The organism is Caulobacter sp. 05L422 (assembly GCF_056397765.1).
Map to the genome: position 1 here is coordinate 107,750 of NZ_JBFTOB010000001.1, position 15,809 is coordinate 123,558.

Sequence of the window (15,809 nt, forward strand, 5' to 3'; positions counted from 1 at the left end):
GAGAAGCTCTGGCGAAAATTTCGACATTTATGCAACGAATATGCTTCCGAAGCGCGCTTTCGTTAAGTAGCGGTTTGACACAACATCGAAACCATTGTTACCTTTTGTAATATAAATAAGGTGCAAACCGAAACTTCGGAATTTGCGTCCGATCAAGCGAGGAAAAGGGGTTCGCTATGGCACGTCGTCCATCACACCGGGGGGCCATCATGGCCGGCGCAGGCATTGCTGCCCTGCTCACCGCAAGCGCGGCGATCGCGCAGGTCCCCGCCAACGCCCCTGATGACGATACGGTCGAGGAAGTCGTCGTTGTCGGCGTGCGCGCCAGCGTGGCCAAGGCCGTCAAGCTGAAGCGCGACGCCACCACGGTCCAGGACTCGATCAGCGCCCTCGAACTGGGCATGTTCCCGGACGACAACGTCGCCGACTCCCTCAGCCACATCACCGGGGTCTCGATTTCGCGCACCGCCGGCGGCGAGGGCCAGAAGGTCAGCGTCCGGGGCCTGGGTCCCGAATATACGCTGTCGACCTTCAACGGACGCATCCTGGCCACCGACGGCGCGGGCCGTGACTTCGCCTACGACGTGCTGCCGTCCGACGTCATCAGCGGCGCCGACGTGATCAAGGGCGCCGAGGCGGCCAACACCGAGGGCGCCATCGGCGGCTTGATCAACCTGCGTTCGGCCAGCCCCTTCGACAAGCTCGGCCAACAGGGCATCGTGCGCCTCGAGGGCGATCGCAACCAGATGTCGGAGATGGACGGCCGCAAGCTGTCGGCCGTGTACAGCAACACCTTCGCCGGCGACACGCTCGGCATCCTTCTCGGCGTGGTGCTCGAGAAGCGCGACGACCGCACCGACGTGGCCGGCAACGACGGCGGCTGGAGCCGCAACGCGGACCCGACCGACGAAAGCTGGCTGTGGGGCAATACCTGGGGCGGCGCCATCGACCCGAACAACAACGGCGTGCTGGACCCCGAAGAATACGGCCTGATCGGCCCGGGCCAGTTCCGCGTCGGCTCGATCCTGGAAAAGAAGAAGCGCACCGCCTTCACGGGCAAGCTGGAATGGCGGCCGTCCGACACGTTCAAACTGGTCGTGGACGGGCTGGCGACCAAGCTGGATTCCCCGCAGGTCGGCTACCAGCAGTCCTTCTACCCGCTCTATGCGCCGGGTCGCTGGTCGAACATGGTGATCAAGGACGGCATCGTCACCAGCTTCGACATGGACAATCCCGATCCGGAAATGCGGCTCAATCCCGAGTTGCTCAATCAGACGTCCTACCGCGTCGTCGAGACGCAGCTCTACGGCGCCAACGCCGAATGGAACGTGTCGGACAACCTGACCATCGTCGGCGACGTCTACCGTTCGACCTCCAAGCGCCATTCCGGCGGGCAGGACAGCTATGTCGTTCTGCGGATGAACCAGGCCAACACGGCCCACATCTCGCTGACGGGCGCGCGCGTGCCGAACGTCACGGTCGACTTCGATGACGGCCGCGACCTGGCCAGCGGCCTGGCCAACGGCGAGTTCGGCGACTCCGACTTCAACACCCACTACTTCTCGCTCGCCGGCGACAACATCGACGACAAGATCACCGGCGCTTCGTTCAAGGGAAAGTGGGACACCAAGCGCGGCTGGCTCGACAACGTGCAGTTCGGGGTCAACTACACCGACCGCACCAAGTCGCGCGACCTGGTCAACAACGCGCTGACGGGCGGGGCCGACTACTATTCCGGCAACTACGCGATCAATGTCGGCGCCCTTCAAGGCAACGTCATTTCGAACAATTTCAGCCTGCCCAACTTCATGAACAAGGTCGACGCGGAGTTCCCGCGCACCTTCCTGGCCTTCGATGTCGCCAGCTATCAGAAGGCCTTGGCGGCCTATGACGGCACGCCGCGGCCGGGCGGCGGCGTCTATGACTATTCCGCCGCGGCGCCCAAGTGGAACCCGCTGAGCAGCTACCGCGTGGGCGAGGAGACTTGGTCCGGCTTCGCGCAGGCCAACCTGGAGGCCGAACGCTGGAGCGGCAACGTCGGCCTGCGCGTCGTGCACACCACGACCAACGCCCAGGCCTGGGACGCGAAAATCCTGGAGATCATCCAGAACGGCGCCTTCAACTATACGGCCGTCTATGACGAACCGACGACCGTCGAGCAGAAGAACGACTACACCTACGTGCTGCCGTCGCTGAACCTCAACTACCGCATCACCGAGGAGCTGCGCCTGCGCTTCGGGGCGGCCAAGACCATGGCCCGTCCGTCGGTCGAGACCCTGGCGCCGAGCAGCACCACCGAAAGCGTGTCATGGGGCGAGTTCACCCAGATCTACAGCGGCAACGCGGATCTGAAGCCCTATTCGGCCAAGCAGTTCGATCTGTCGCTGGAGTACTATTTCCGGCCCAACTCGATCTTCAACTTCGCGGTGTTCCAGAAGCGCATCAAGGACCAGATCACCACGAGCTGGGAGCCAGGCCAGGATATCGGCGTGCCAAACCCGGACCCCACTGTGCCGGGCAACCAGCTGTTCAACATCAGCCGTCCGATCAATGGCGACTACGCCAAGGTGAAGGGCATCGAGGTCGGCCTGCAGCACTTCCTGGACAACGGCTTTGGCGTGCGCGCGCAGTACACGCGCAACTGGGCCAAGAGCTATGTCGGCGACCAGGAGCGCCCGCTCGAAGGCATCGCGCCGTCAGTCTATTCGCTGGGCGTCTTCTATGAGCACGGCCCGGTGTCGCTCAGCGTCTCGGCAGACCACACCGACGGCTTCGCCACGGCGGTCAACGTGCTCGGCGAGGGCTACAACGAACAAGCCGATCCGATCACCTGGGTCACGGCCCACGCGTCGTACAAGATCACCGAGAAGATGGACATCTCGATCGAAGGCCAGAACCTGCTGGACGAGGCCAACACCTACAGCATCAACGGCAATCCGATGCTGCCGCAGGGCTACTACCGCTACGGCGCCAGCTACAAGCTGGGCCTGAGCTACCGCTTCTAAAGCGCGCCGCCGCCGGTCTCGCCCATCAGGGCGGCCGGCGGCGGATTCTTTCCAGTACACATCAAACAGGTGGCGTCTTGCCCTCATCGCCCAAGGCGAAGGAACGGCTCAGCCTTGCGCGGTCGGCGTTGCTGTCGGCCGCCTTCCTGCTGGCCGGAGTCCCTCAAGCCCAGGCCCGGGCCGAGGCTGGGCCGAGCTCGCCCGCCGCCGTCGCGGTCGCCGATTTTCGCTTCACCGAAGCCGATCTCGCCAACCCCGAGCGGGGCTTCTACCAGGCGGCCGACACCGATCTCGACGCCCTGGGCGCGGCGTTCGTGGCGCGGACCTACGCCAAGGGCGATCGGCTGATCTATGCGCGGATCAACCTCGAACCCTATCGCGACAGCGACCTGCCGGCGGCGTTTCTCGACCGGATCGACGCCGCGTTCGAGACGGCGCGCCAGGGCGGCGTCAAGCTGATCGTCCGCGCGACCTACAACTATCCACGCGGGGAGACCCAGTACCGCGACGCGCGGGACGCGTCCCTGGCTCGGGTGCTGGCGCACCTGACGCAACTCAAGCCGCTGCTCCAGCGCAATGAGGATGTGATCGCCTTCATGCAGGCGGGCTTCATCGGCGCATGGGGTGAATGGCACACCTCGTCAAACGACCTCACCACGCCCGCGAGCCGGACCCGGATCAAGGACGCCCTGCTGGATGCGACGCCCGTCACGCGCTTCGTCCAGTTCCGCTATCCGCCCTACATCCAGGCCTGGACGCCCAAACTGCCGGGCCTGGACGCGGCGCTGGACGGCTCGTTCCGCATCGGGTTTCACAACGACTGCTTCCTGGCGAGCGACACCGATGTCGGCACCTATGACGAAGCAGCGGACCCGCGCGAGCGTGAGCGGCGATATGCCGACGCGCAGGGCGACCTGGCGCCCTTCGGCGGGGAGACCTGCAATCCGGCCGACGATCCCGATCCTCGGCCGCGCACGGCCTGCGCCGACATCCTGGGCGAGGGCGCGCGCTATAACCTGACCTATCTGAACGACGGCTATTACCGCCGCCTGTTCCATGACAAGTGGCGCAAGCAGGGGTGTATCGACGAGGTGCGCCGCCGGATGGGTTACCGCTTCGCCCTGGTCAAGGTCAGCCATCCCGCCGCGATCGCCCCGGGCGGCGTGTTTTCGGTCTCGCTCGTGTTTCGCAACTCGGGCTGGGCCCGGCTCTACAATCCCCGGCCGGTGGAGATCCTGCTGCGCGACCGCGCGTCGGGCGCGGTTCGCCGGCTGCCGGCGCGGGGCGCCGATCCGCGCCGGTGGCTGCCGGGAGCGGACACGAGCGAAACGCTGACGGTCACCCTGCCCAACGACGTGTCGGGCGCGCAGGAAGTCTGGCTGGCCCTCCCGGACGCTGGACCGCGCCTCAAGGACGATCCCCGCTTCGCCATCCGCCTGGCCAACGCCGACGACCGCGCGAAGGGCCAGGGGTGGGACGAACGGCGCGGCGCCTTTGCGTTGGGGACCACGGTGGACGTGACGCCGAAGTAGCAACTTCAACTTCGCCGCGGAGGCCTTGGCCCCGTCATAGGTCGCGACGAAGGGCGGCCCTTCGACTCATTCTGGCGAGAATGGGCGCCGACGCCTGACGTTCAGCGAGCTTGGTGCGGAAGAAGCGCCGGGGGGCCGGCTTCCTCCAGGGCGCGACGCACCGCGATGGCCAGATCGCTGACCTTGAAGGGCTTGCGCAGCACGGCCTCTGACTTGACGAGGTCCTTGATCGCTTTGGCGTCGGCGTAGCCCGTGACCAGCAGCACGGCCAGGGCGGGCGACGCCTCCCGAGCCTGGGCCGCGACCTGGGCGCCGTTGACGCCCGGCATCGCGAAGTCGACCACCATCAGGTCCGGCCGGTCGGTGGCGATCCGATCAAGGCCGGCCTGGCCGCCCGACGCCTCGGTCACCGCGTATCCGAGCGATCGCAGGCACTGGACGATGAACCTGCGCACGCCGGCGTCGTCGTCGACCACGAGAATCCGTTCGCCGTGGCTCAGGGGCGTTTCGCCGGTCGGGATTTCGCTCGCATGCAGGCGTTCGGCCGCGTCGCTGACCGGCAGCCAGATCTCGATCGTGGTGCCTTCGCCGACGGTGCTGTCGATGCGCACCGTGCCGCCCGACTGGGTGGCGATGCCATAGACCTGACTGAGGCCCAGGCCGGTGCCCTTGCCCACGCCCTTGGTGGTGAAGAACGGGTCCAGCACCTTCTGCAGCAGCTCCGCGGGGATGCCGTGGCCGGTGTCGCTGACGGCGATGACCACGTGGCGTCCCGGCTGCAACCCCTCGTGCCAATCCTCGGCCAGGCGGCTCGAGACCGTGACGGTCCCGCCGTTGCTCATGGCGTCGCGGGCGTTGATCGCCAGGTTGAGGATCGCCAATTCCAGCTGGTTGGGATCGGCGTTGGCTCGGGCCGAGCCCGCTCGCAGATCGGTCCTGATCTCCACCGTGTGGCCCAGGGTCCTGGCCAGCAGATCGCCCATGCCGTCGATCAAGGCGTCGACCTCGACGGCCTGCAGGTCCAGCTGCTGGCTTCGCGAGAAGGCCAGAAGCTGGGCGGTCAGCTTGGTGGCCCGCTCCACGCCCTCCCTGGCGTTGGCCGCCATGCGCTGAATGCGTGGGTCGTCGCTGCGCCGCTCGATCATGTCGATATTGCCGACGATGGCGGTCAGGAGGTTGTTGAAGTCGTGGGCGATGCCGCCCGTCAGCTGGCCGATCGCGTCCATTTTCTGGGCCTGCACGAGCGCCGCCTGGGCCTGCTCTCGCTCGCCGATCTCGTTGAGCAGACGCTCGTTGGAGCGTTGCAGTTCATGGACGCTTTCACTGATGCGGCGCTCCAGCGTCTCGTTCATCGCCAACAACGCGGCTTCCGCCGCCTTTCGCTCGGTGATGTCCAGCGTCACGCCCGACATCCGTCGCGGCGCGCCCGGCTTGTCCGAATTCAGCCGCCCGCGAACCTGCAGCCAGTGGACGCTTTCGTCGGGCCAAATCACCCGGTACTCTACGTTGTAGTCCCCGCCTTGGCTGAGGGCGGCATCCAAGTCCGCCGAGCGTCGTGCAGCGTCGTCGGGATGCACCGCCGCCTCGACATCGGCCAGCGTAAGGGTCTGCTCCGGCGCGCGGCCGAAATGCGCCTTGGCCATGGGCGAGGCGGAAAGCACGTGGCTTCCAAGCTCGAGCTCCCACGCGCCCAGATGACCCGCGTCGAGCGCGAAGCGCAGCTGCTCTTCGGCCTTGATCTGGTCGGCGAGGTGATCGCGCGCCCGGTATTGCCGTTGCCGGGCCCGCACGGCCGAGGCCGCCGCGCTGACCAGCGTTTCGGCGTTGATGGGGCGCTCCAGCAGCACGACGTTGCCGATCGCCCGCAGCCGCTCGGCGTCGACCTGAGCGCGTTTGCCCGGCTGCTTGGTGACCAGCACGATGAACGGAAAATCCGACCAGGACGGCTGAGCCGCGAGCCAGGCGGTCAGGGTTTCGGTCGCATCCTGCGCCAGCGCCTCCTCGGTGAGGATCGCGGCCCCGGCGTTTTGAGCGAGGGCCTCGGTCAGGGTCGACAGGTCCGGGCAAATCAGGACGCGGTAGCCGGTAGAGGTCAGGGTTTCAGCGATCACCGGCGCGTCCCGCCCCCGGGGGGCCAGGATCAGGATGCGCTCATCCATTCGCGCCGGGCTCCGCTGCGCCGAGCATGGCGACCTTGCCTTCATAGGAGGGCAGGCCCGACATGACGCCCTGGAAATCGGTCAGCGCCTCGCCGACCTCGATGCCGGCGCTGGTCAGTCGGATCTCCCGAATGGTCTTTTCGTGTTCGGTGGTGCGGCTCTTGACCGCCGAGATCGCCGTGCGCACCGACCCCGCGGCCTCGAAGAACCGAAACAGCAGGATGCTGTCGCTGAGATAGCTGAGGTCGATGTCGCTGCGGACCTCGCCGATGAAGCCGTGCTGACCCAGGATGAGCAGGGTGACGACGCCTTGCTGGTTCAGATAGGTCAGCAACTCGTGCATCTGCAGAAGCAGGAACTTCTGACCGGGCATGGCTTGCAGATAGGCGTTGAGGCTGTCGATCACGATCTGGGCCGCGCGGCCCTTCTCGACCGCATCCCGGACGTGGCAGGCGAACTCGCCCGGCGACAGTTCGGCCGGGTCGATCGCCCGGATCGTCAGCTGGCCGTTGTCGAGGAAGGGCTGCAGCTCCATGCCCAGGGCCCTGGACCGCGCCAGCAGGGTCGGCAGGCCCTCGTCGAACAGGTAGTAGGCGACCTTCTCGCCGCGTTCGAGCGCGCTGAGCACGCACCGCACCGCCGTGGTGGTCTTGCCCACGCCGGAGGGGCCGCTGATCAGGGTGTTGGTGCCGCGCGACAGGCCGCCGCCGATCAAGGCGTCCAGTTCGGCCGATCCGGTCGAAACGATCTCGTGAGTGAACTCCGCGTGATGACGGGCCGCCACCAGCCGCTCGAAGACCGTGATCCCGCCGGTGTCGAGTTCGAAATCGTGGAAGCCGCCGCGGTACTTGATGCCGCGCATCTTGACGATTTCCAGCCGGCGGCGCTGGGAGCCGTATTCCTGGGGGCTGCGCTGCAGGCTGATCACGCCATGGGCGATGCTGTGCAGCTGCAAGTCGCCGTCCTCGGCGGTCTGGTCGTCCAGCAGCAGCACCGTGCACTTGCGGGTCGAGAAGAAATGCTTGAGCGCCAGGATTTGCCGGCGGTGGCGCAGGGGGTTCTGGGCCAGGAGACGCATTTCCGACAGACTGTCGAACACGACCCGCATCGGCTTGGTCGCCTCGACCTGTCGCATCACGCCGCGGGTCGTTTCGCCGAGTTCGACGTCGGACGGGTGCAGGACCGATTGTTCGCTGTCGGGATCCAGGCCTTCCTCGCTGACCAGCTCGAACAAGTCGACGCCGTCCAGCGACCAGCCGTGGCTGGCGGCGGCGGCCTTAAGTTCGGTCTCGGTTTCCGACAGGGTGATGTAGAGGCCGCTCTCGCCCAGCTCGCGCCCCTTGAGCAGGAACTGCAAGGCCAAGGTCGTCTTGCCCGAGCCTGGCGTGCCCTCGACCAGGTAGATGCGATCGCGGGTCAGGCCGCCGCCAAGAATCTCGTCCAGGCCGGGCACGCCTGTGGCGACACGGGGCTCTGTCGTTGGCGGGATGAGATCGACCGGCATGCACGCTCCTCGCAACGGGTCTCCCGACCCTGTGGCGGTCGTCCTTAGGCCGACCCGCTGGAAGATAACCCCGAGCTAAAGCCAAGGTTTCTTCGACGGGCAGAGGCGTTGGACGATGGACGCGCGACCGAGACGGGAAGGCGCCGCAGTCTTGCCGTCGCGCGAACTCGCGGATGAAGTCGAATTGCCAGGCAGTAATGTCGGACTCATGACATAGTCGCGCCATGTTCTCGCGAACCTACAGGCGCCGGCGGGCGGATGAATGTGAACGGCTCGCCGCCGCCGCCTTAGATTCCTTGAAGCGCAGGCAGTATGAGGTCGACGCCCTGGAATGGCGGCTGCTTGCCGGCGAGTTTCTCGAAACGCCTCCCGTCTTGAAACTCGTCTGGATCGCGCCCTGACGTCCGGCGGATTTTTCTGAAGCACTTATATTTTCGGCGACGCCGGGCCAAACCCCAGGGCACGCGTTGCTAGCGCATGCGCACCGCCGAGGATTGTCGCCGTCAGGCGACGAAGATGAATTTGCTGGCGGCCCAATCGCCCGTGTTGCGCGACCAATACCTGCGGATGGCGCAACTTTGGGAGCGTCTCGGAGACGAGTCCGCGCAAACCGAAGGGCTGGAGGATGAGCAACCCTCACGCCCGGGCGAACCTTCCAGCGCGGGGGCGCCGTCCGAAGACGATTAGCCCGCCGACGCGGCGTCAGCCGACGATGCTGAGCTCGCGCGAGGAAGCCGCCACGGGCGCGATGACGGCGGTTATCACGCAGATGACGCCGCTGGGGGCGAAGTCGATCGCGGCGTCGCCGCCCAGGGCGGCCGAGAGGCTGCGTTCGATAAGGCGGGATCCAAAGCCGCGGTGCAGGGGCGGAGCCACGATCGGGCCGTCCTTTTCCTCCCATTCGAGGCGGATGACCCCGGCCTCCAGGGTCCAAAGGATGCTGAGCCGGCCCGTCGGCGTCGAAAGCGCGCCATACTTCACCGCGTTGGTTGCCAGCTCCTGCAAGGCCATCGCCATGGCCAGCGCCATGGTCGGCTCCAGGCGGACCTCGGGACCGCCCGTGACGATGCGAGACGCGTCCGCGCCCACATAGGGCGATATGGCCAACGTGACGATTTCGCGCATTTCCGCCCCTTCCCAACTTTCGCGGGTCAGGACGTCATGGGCGAGCGACAGGGCGATGAGGCGCTCTTCCAGCGCGGCCCGGGCGTCGTCAACGCTCGCCGCGGAGCGCAGGGTTTGGGCCGCGATGGATTGAACCGTGGCCAGCGTATTCTTGACCCGGTGGTTCAGCTCGTTGATCAGCAGGCTTTGCTTCTCGTCCGCGGCGCGCTGCTCGGTGCGGTCGCGAAGGATTTTCAGGAAGCCGATCAGCTGACCGTCGTCGCGGCGAAGCGGCGTCATCAGGGTGTGGGACCAAAAGGCCGTTCCATCCTTGCGCACGTGCCAGCGCTCTTCTTCGGTCCGGCCGTCTTGCAGGCAGCGCGCGCGCTCCCGGTCGTCGGCCTGGAGGGCCTTGTCCGCCTGGGTCCAGATCGGGGGGAAGGCCCGCCCGATCAGTTCGGTCGCCTGCCAGCCCAGGATCTGCTGGGCGCCGGCGTTCCAGATCGTCACGGTCTGATCAAGATCGGTGGCCATGATCGCGTAGTCGCGCACGCCTTCGAGGATCAGGCGGTAGCGTTCGTCGCTTTCACGGTGCGCCGCTTCGACCGCCAGCGCGGATTTGGCTTCGGCCACTTCCCTGGCTTGCGCGTAGGTCGCGGTCAGGTCGGTGAGCACGCCGCAGAGAAACGGGCCGTCCGGCGGGTCCATCTGGGTCAGGGACAGCTGAGCGATGAAGGTCTCGGCGGTGGCCGCGCGCCGCAGGGCCAGTTCGGCCTTGCCGCCCTCTCCGAGCAGGCGTTGCAGGTCGGCCAGCGACTCCGGCCTGACGAACGGTCGAAGGCCCGTGGCGATCAGGGCGCTGGGCTCGGCGCCCAGCATCTCGGCCAAGGCGCGATTGCCGTACAGCAATGCGCCGTCCCGGCTGACCATCAGGGCGCCTTCGGTCATCTGCTCGATCAGAAGCCGGTAGGACCGGTCGGCCGTTTCGAGCGTGTAGACCTTTCGGTTGTCGGGTCCCCCCACCACCACGGCGTCCACTTCGCCGTTGCGGATCGCCTCCAGCGTCTCGAGCGCCTCGGCCAGTTGCAGCCGAAGGTCCAGAACCTCGGAGGCAAGCGACATGGGCGCGGAGCGGGGACTACTTTGATCCATCGTCAAGGCCGCCTTTCGCCGGCAGGCCAAGGCCGCGCAGCACGCGGTCGGTGTCGGAAAGGTCGCCGATCATCCGTTGCACGGGTTCCGGCTGCAGCTTGATCAGGGTCGGCGCGGCGAGGATCTGATGCTCGCTCGCCGCCTCCGGGTTTTCGTACATGTCGACGACTTCCAGGTCGTAGCGGTCGGGCAGTTCGCTTTCCAGCACTCGCCGCAGGTTGGCGATCGCCCGGGTGGACCGTTGCGTCGAACCGGTGACGTAGAGCCTCAGAACGTGCCTGGAAGCAGGGGTGTTGTTGTCCGGGCGGGTCATGACGCGGGCCTGCTGTAGTCGAGTCCGATAAGGAACTTCTCGGGATCGGCCAGCGTGCCGATCATGCGCTTGAGCGGCGGGGGCAGGCTGCGCACCAGGGTGGGGATGGCGATGATCTGGTCCTGGGCCGCGAGTTCGGGATTCTCGGCCAGGTCGAGCACCTCGATCTTGTGGCGGCCCGGCAAGTGGGTGTCGCAGAGCAGGGTCAGGTTCCTGATCGCCGCGAGCGACTTGGGCGTCTGGCCGGCGACATAGAGCCGGAAATGGAAGACGCCGCCGTCCGGAACCTCGGCGTCTCCTTCACCCGGCGCGTCCGGCGTCGTGGGCGAGGTCATGTCGTCGCCCCGCGGCGGGTGGCCGCCGCCGACCGGCTGGCGGTCAGGGTCTGCTCCTTGCGCTCATCGACCGTGTCCAACGCAAGCAGTTCGACTTCCTCGCGCTGGAGCGCCTCGCGGGTTTCGGTGATCTGGCGTTCGGCGGCGCTCCTCTTCTCGGCGAATTCGCGCTGGCGACGATTGACCTCGTCCCGGCGTTCGAGGGCGGCGGCCTCTTCCTGCGCCTCCTGGACGATGCGGGCGCTGCCGGTCAGCACACCATGGGGTCCGATATAGGGTTCCATCAGGGTGACGCCGTCGGAGCTCAAGTGATACTCGCGGATCTGATTAGAGTGGCTCATGCCGCGCGCCTTGAGCACGAACAGGCCGCGGTTGCGTTCGCCGTTGGCTTCCAGGTCGTGCAGGCCGATCCAGACGTCCATCAGCGAGGACAGGCTTTGTTCGTTGCGGTCGTCCTGCTCGCCGTTGACCAGGTTGTTGAAGACCACCGTGATGCCCTTGACCTTGAGGTAGTCCACCAACCTCAGCAGCGTGGCGTGGATCTCGCTTTCGGAGCCCCGGAACGCGGAGATCGGATCGACGACGACGACCGCCGGGTTGAAGGCGTCGATCTGGCGGATCATCAGCACCAGGTGCATCTCGAGGCCAAAGAGGCTGGGCCGGGACGACTCGAAGCGCAGCAGGCCGGCGGCCACGTGCGAACCCAGGTCCAGGCCGACGGAGCGCATGTTTCGCACGATCTGCTCGGGAGATTCCTCGAAGGAGAAATAGATCGCCCGCTGTCCCGCCAGGCAGGCGGCGTTGACGAAGTTGGATCCGAAGGTGGTCTTGCCGGTCCCCGAGGGACCCGACAGCAGCACGCTCGAGCCGCGATAGTAGCCGCCCACGCCCAGCATGGCGTCGATGCCGCCGATCCCGCTGGAAACAACCTCGTCGGAGATCGAATGCGAGAGGCCGGCCGAGGTCACCGGCAGCACGCTGATGCCGCMCTTGTCGATGAGGAACGGGTACTCGTTGGTGCCGTGGGCCGAACCCCGATACTTCATGACCCGCAGGCGCCGCGTGGTGATCTGTTCCTCGACCCGGTTGTCGAGCGCGATCACGCAGTCGGAGACGTACTCCTCCAGGCCGTGGCGGGTGAGCTGGCCTTCGGAGCCGCGCTCGGCAGTGATCACCGCGGTGACGCCGCGATCCTTGAGCCACTGGAAGAGCCGGCGAAGCTCCGCGCGGAGCACGGGACCGTCGCCCAGGCCGGAAAACAGCGCTTCCAGCGTGTCCAGGACAACGCGTTTCGCCCCGATCTTGTCGATGGCGTGTCCGAGCCTGACGAACAGGCCTTCCAGGTCGTATTCGCCGCTATGCTCGATCTCGCTGCGCTCGACACGCACATAGTCGATGACCAGCTTCTTCTCGGCGATCAGCCTTGGCAGGTCATAGCCAAGGGAGCTGACGTTCTGCACCAGATCGTCGGCGCGTTCCTCGAAGGTCATGAAGACGCCTGGCTCGTCATAGGCGGTCGCGCCCTTGACGAGGAAGGTCAGGGCAAAGAGCGTCTTGCCGCAGCCCGCGGCGCCGGCGATCAGGGTCGGGCGGCCCTTGGGCAGACCGCCGAAGGTGATCTCGTCCAGGCCGGCGATGCCGCTCGGCGCCTTTTGGAGGTGTTCGGCTGTCGTCTTGATCTGTTGGGTCATGGCGTCGTCGCTAGCGTGAACTGTCAGGCCGAAGTACAGCAGCGATGGCTTCAAGTCGCGCAAAAGATCGAATTTTATAGAGTAAAAAGGCGTGAATCTCGGCGCGCCTTCAAAATAATTCGCAGTAAAAATTCGATATTTTCTAGCTTTTTGACGCCGTCAGGAAGGGGTTTTTACGGGCGACATCCGAGCAAAATCTACGAGATCAAGCCGTCCAATCGACGAATTTCGCCGACAATAACTTGATGAAACTTTCGTCGGATGCCCCCCGCTGTCGAGGCAAGGGCCCTGGCCGTGCAAGCCGCCCGCCGCCGATCGCGGGTGCTCCACGAGCGCCGAAATCAGGCCTTCTCAGTGGGCTGTGCTGGCCGCGGAAAGTGTGAACGGCTTTGGCATGGTCCAGTTTGCGTCGGCGCCCCGGCCAATCTCGAATTCCGTTCTCAGTCGATCCAGGATCGCGTCGTCGACGCCCTGGATCCAAAGGAGATCTTCCCAGGTCCGGAAGGGGCCCCAGAACACCATTTCGCGGGCGACCGCGGGCTCGATCCCGGCGTTGGCGATATCGTGGATGCTGGCGCTGTTGAGATCGATCATGGCGATAGAAGGTTCGGCTAAAGCTAAGGTTCCGCCGCCGAGGGGAAGAGCGCCTTCATCGTATTCGCCGGCTTGCGCGACGCCCTCCCCGGGCAGCTTTGCGCAGCCCGGGGAGGCGGCCCGCTCACGCTCGGCGGATCACAGCGCGTATTTCAGCGTGACCAGCCAGGTCCGCGGGTCCGGGTAGTTCTTGTAGTAGACCCCCGTGGCCGGCGTGTAGGTGACGCTGACCGGTTCGTCGGACTCCAGCAGGTTGCGGCCCGACAGCACCACGCTCCAGCGCGGGTCCGGGGTCTGCCAGGTGACCACGCCGTTGAGGAAGGTCTGGGCCGGGGCCTCGTCCTGCGGGCGCTGCAGGGCGTTGAAATAGGTCTTGGTCTGGAACTGGGCGTTCAGCCCGACGCGCAGTTCGCCGGGGATTTCGATGGGAACATCGTAGGTGATCGCGCCCGACAGGCTCCAGCGCGGCGAGTTCAGCAGCCGGTGGCCGTCGGCGTTCACCCCGATCCCGCCGGCGTTCCGGTACTTGTCGTAGACCGCGAACAGGTAGCCGGCCGAGGCCTGGAGGCTCAGGCGTTCGGTGGCGCGGATGTCGGTCTCCAGCTCCACGCCGTAGGTGTGGGCCTTGCCGGCGTTCGACCGCACCGAATTGCCCGGATAGGCGGGGTCGCTGTAGCTGACCTGCAGGTCCTGGTAGTCGTTGTAGAACACCGCCAGGTTCACCCGCGCGCGGTGGTCGAACAGCTCTGTCTTCAAGCCCGTCTCGTAGGCGTCGACGTTCTCGGGGGCGAAGGGGCGGGTGGCCAGGTCCAGCCGCGTGGCGCGGTTGTCGAAGCCGCCCGACTTGAAGCCCTTGGACCAGGTCACGTACTGCAGGACGTCCGGCGTCCACTGGAACTGGGCCGACAGCTTGGGCGTGACGGCCGAGAAGATCTTGTCGGCCTGGCCGGCGATCGACTGGCCCACCACCTGGCCCTGCAGGTTCAGGACCTTGTTGTCGAAGGTGAACTCCTTCTCCTCGTTGGTCCAGCGCAGGCCGCCGGTGACGCTGAGGCGATCGTTCAGCGCATAGCTGGCCTCGCCGAAGACCGCGTAGGCGTCGGTGTTGGTGATGTTGTGGGCGCGGGCGAAGCCGTAGTTGCCGGGCGTGGCCACGGGGTCGGTGGGCAGGGCGTTGCGGCGGCTGTAGCCGTCGCGCTGCACGAAGAACCGTTCGTGCAGATAGAACAGGCCGCTGGTGAAGGTCACCTTGCCGTAGTCGCCGTTCAGCTGGACTTCCTGGGTGACGTACTGGTCGTTGTAGTGGATCAGGTTCTTCTGGATCAGCGCCGCCTGGCCGTCATTGTCGTAGTAGACGGGGTTGAGGTTGAAGCCGCCGTACGAGGTGACGGACTTCAGTTTCAGATTGTCGTTCAGCTCGTACTGCACGCGCAGGGCGCCGCTGATCTGGTCCAGATCCTGCTTCGGCTCGACTTCCGAATAGGAGCGGTCGGTGCGGTGCGCGCCGTTCGGCTGGATGACCGGCACATAGCTGCGGCTGTCGCTGCGGTCCTTCAGGGCGTTGACCGTCAACAGCACGTCCCAGCGATCGGTCGGCGTCCAGCGCAGCTTGGCGCGGTAGGCGTCCAGGTCGATGCGGTTGACGTCGTGGTTCAGGGTTGGGTCGAAGGTGACTCCGTCGCGGCTGTGATGGATGTAGGACAGGCTGCCGGCCAGCTTGCCCTCGACCAGCGGCCCCTCGATCAGGCCGCGCACGTCGACCGCGCCGTAGTTTCCCAGACCGACCTCGGCCTTGGCGCGGAAGGCGTCGCCCGGGTCGCGGGTGATGATCCGCAGGGCCCCGGCGCTGGAGTTGCGGCCGTACAGCGTGCCCTGCGGGCCGCGCAGCACCTCCACCCGCTCCAGGTCGTTGAACTCGACCATCGAGCCGATCTGGCGCGGGATGTAGACGTCGTCGACATAGACCGCCAGCACCGGCTCCTGGATCGGATCGCTCTCGCCCACGCCGCGCAGGGCGTAGGTCTGGGTGGTGTGGCTGATCGTGACCCGGCTGATGCTGAGATTGGGGATCTGGCCGGACAGGTCGCGGATGCTGTCGACCTTGCGGTCGGCCAGGACCTGCTGGCTGAAGGCCGAGATGGCGATGGCGGTCTTCTGCAGGTCGGTGGCCCGGCGCTCGGCGGTGACGACCACCTGCTCGACGGCCGGGGCGGCGTTGGCGTCGGGCTCGGCGACGGCGGGCGACGCCGGCGTCGCGGCCTGAGCGGCGGCCGCCAGCGCCAGGGCGGAGGTTCCGGAAATCCAGTACAGCGAGATATAGCGTAGCGACATGATTATCCCCGTTCTTGTTGTCGAGGATAAGTGTCGAAGACTTGTTGCGCCTCAATCCATATAAAATCTATAAGCTTAGAGGTTCGCTC

At 66.1% G+C, this 15,809-nt stretch carries 11 protein-coding genes; 3 read left to right on the forward strand and 8 right to left on the reverse strand.

Going from position 1 to position 15,809, the window contains the following annotated elements; genetic code table 11:
* Positions 1-209 precede the first annotated feature (209 nt).
* A complete protein-coding gene (locus AC1DMQ_RS00505; protein ID WP_477031587.1) occupies positions 210-3,005 on the forward strand; it encodes a TonB-dependent receptor in 2,796 nt (931 codons plus the stop codon).
* Positions 3,006-3,082: 77 nt separating this feature from the next.
* Positions 3,083-4,537, forward strand: coding sequence for a DUF4832 domain-containing protein (locus AC1DMQ_RS00510; protein WP_477031588.1), 1,455 nt, complete (start codon positions 3,083-3,085; stop codon positions 4,535-4,537).
* Positions 4,538-4,638: 101 nt separating this feature from the next.
* Here AC1DMQ_RS00510 and AC1DMQ_RS00515 read toward each other — a convergent pair whose 3' ends face one another.
* Both AC1DMQ_RS00515 and AC1DMQ_RS00520 read right to left on the reverse strand, forming a co-directional pair.
* Positions 4,639-6,696, reverse strand: coding sequence for an ATP-binding protein (locus AC1DMQ_RS00515; RefSeq protein WP_477031589.1), 2,058 nt, complete (start codon positions 6,694-6,696; stop codon positions 4,639-4,641).
* Positions 6,689-8,200: an ATPase domain-containing protein gene (locus tag AC1DMQ_RS00520; RefSeq protein ID WP_477031590.1), complete on the reverse strand. Its 1,512-nt coding sequence runs from the start codon at positions 8,198-8,200 to the stop codon at positions 6,689-6,691. Before AC1DMQ_RS00520 ends, AC1DMQ_RS00515 begins: the two co-directional genes overlap by 8 nt.
* A gap of 477 nt (positions 8,201-8,677) precedes the next feature.
* Between AC1DMQ_RS00520 and AC1DMQ_RS00525 the strand changes: the two genes are divergently transcribed.
* Positions 8,678-8,887, forward strand: a complete 210-nt coding sequence (locus AC1DMQ_RS00525) for a hypothetical protein (RefSeq protein ID WP_477031591.1) — start codon at positions 8,678-8,680, stop codon at positions 8,885-8,887.
* Between the two features lie 15 nt (positions 8,888-8,902).
* Here AC1DMQ_RS00525 and AC1DMQ_RS00530 read toward each other — a convergent pair whose 3' ends face one another.
* The 6 genes from AC1DMQ_RS00530 to AC1DMQ_RS00555 all read right to left on the reverse strand — a co-directional run bounded on the left by AC1DMQ_RS00530 (position 8,903) and on the right by AC1DMQ_RS00555 (position 15,720).
* Complete coding sequence (locus AC1DMQ_RS00530; RefSeq protein ID WP_477031592.1) at positions 8,903-10,426, reverse strand: sensor histidine kinase; 1,524 nt, start codon at positions 10,424-10,426, stop codon at positions 8,903-8,905.
* 16 nt (positions 10,427-10,442) lie between these two features.
* Positions 10,443-10,769 (reverse strand): circadian clock KaiB family protein, encoded by a 327-nt coding sequence (locus tag AC1DMQ_RS00535; RefSeq protein ID WP_477031593.1) that lies wholly within the window; start codon positions 10,767-10,769, stop codon positions 10,443-10,445.
* Entirely contained in the window at positions 10,766-11,104 is a 339-nt protein-coding gene (locus AC1DMQ_RS00540; RefSeq protein ID WP_477031594.1) for a circadian clock KaiB family protein, read from the reverse strand. The genes AC1DMQ_RS00535 and AC1DMQ_RS00540 overlap by 4 nt, the downstream gene beginning before the upstream one ends.
* Complete coding sequence (gene kaiC, locus AC1DMQ_RS00545) at positions 11,101-12,795, reverse strand: circadian clock protein KaiC (protein ID WP_477031595.1); 1,695 nt, start codon at positions 12,793-12,795, stop codon at positions 11,101-11,103. The genes AC1DMQ_RS00540 and kaiC overlap by 4 nt, the downstream gene beginning before the upstream one ends.
* A 351-nt stretch (positions 12,796-13,146) precedes the next feature.
* Positions 13,147-13,389 (reverse strand): ComEA family DNA-binding protein, encoded by a 243-nt coding sequence (locus tag AC1DMQ_RS00550; RefSeq protein WP_477031596.1) that lies wholly within the window; start codon positions 13,387-13,389, stop codon positions 13,147-13,149.
* 138 nt (positions 13,390-13,527) lie between these two features.
* Complete coding sequence (locus AC1DMQ_RS00555) at positions 13,528-15,720, reverse strand: TonB-dependent receptor (protein ID WP_477031597.1); 2,193 nt, start codon at positions 15,718-15,720, stop codon at positions 13,528-13,530.
* Between the last annotated feature and the right edge of the window lie 89 nt (positions 15,721-15,809).

Coding starts and splice junctions, on each gene's coding strand:
- AC1DMQ_RS00540 (WP_477031594.1), bottom strand. CDS start 11,104: ATGACCTCGCCCACGACGCCGGACGCGCCGGGTGAAGGAGACGCCGAG.
- AC1DMQ_RS00530 (WP_477031592.1), bottom strand. CDS start 10,426: ATGTCGCTTGCCTCCGAGGTTCTGGACCTTCGGCTGCAACTGGCCGAG.
- AC1DMQ_RS00520 (WP_477031590.1), bottom strand. CDS start 8,200: ATGCCGGTCGATCTCATCCCGCCAACGACAGAGCCCCGTGTCGCCACA.
- AC1DMQ_RS00505 (WP_477031587.1), top strand. CDS start 210: ATGGCCGGCGCAGGCATTGCTGCCCTGCTCACCGCAAGCGCGGCGATC.
- AC1DMQ_RS00535 (WP_477031593.1), bottom strand. CDS start 10,769: ATGACCCGCCCGGACAACAACACCCCTGCTTCCAGGCACGTTCTGAGG.
- AC1DMQ_RS00515 (WP_477031589.1), bottom strand. CDS start 6,696: ATGGATGAGCGCATCCTGATCCTGGCCCCCCGGGGGCGGGACGCGCCG.
- AC1DMQ_RS00525 (WP_477031591.1), top strand. CDS start 8,678: ATGCGCACCGCCGAGGATTGTCGCCGTCAGGCGACGAAGATGAATTTG.
- AC1DMQ_RS00555 (WP_477031597.1), bottom strand. CDS start 15,720: ATGTCGCTACGCTATATCTCGCTGTACTGGATTTCCGGAACCTCCGCC.
- AC1DMQ_RS00550 (WP_477031596.1), bottom strand. CDS start 13,389: ATGATCGATCTCAACAGCGCCAGCATCCACGATATCGCCAACGCCGGG.